At 61.3% G+C, this 452-nt stretch carries 1 pseudogene; it reads right to left on the minus strand.

Features of this window, described 5'->3' with window-relative positions:
* Positions 1-449, minus strand: a pseudogene (locus DVK05_RS16595) (RNA-guided endonuclease TnpB family protein); the annotation flags it as partial.
* Positions 450-452 lie beyond the last annotated feature (3 nt).

A 452-nucleotide genomic window follows, 5' to 3' on the forward strand; every position in this document is an offset into this window, starting at 1 on the left:
AGGTACTCGCCGATCGGTGTCTCCTCGGGATCGTCAGGAATCACGTACTCACACTCGACGCGCCCGTTCACCGTGGACAGAGAGACGTAGTCGCGATGGAACGTCGCGCTACGCTTGTCGTAGACGACGCTCCACGCGTCGAACTGTGGTTGGCTGGTGGGTTCGCCCTTTTTGAGTCGGGCAACACCGCTTTTGGTGGCCTCGATCGCGCGTCGAATCCCCTTCTGAACGGGGTTCGCAGTCAACTCCGTTTCGTCGCGAAGTCGGTCGTAGAGCGCGTTTTCGGCCTGTTGTTTCGAGGTGACGCAGTGCTCGTCCGGGTGTCGCCACGCCCATTCCGCGGTCGTGTTCGCACAGTGGAGGAACTGCTCTTTGGTCTGCTGGAGGTCGGCGCACCGCTCGTCGGGCACGTCGAGTTTGACTTTGACGGCGCGAATCACATCCCCCATCTG

It is taken from the genome of Halorubrum sp. Atlit-8R, from assembly GCF_003666025.1.
GTDB lineage: Archaea > Halobacteriota > Halobacteria > Halobacteriales > Haloferacaceae > Halorubrum > Halorubrum salinarum.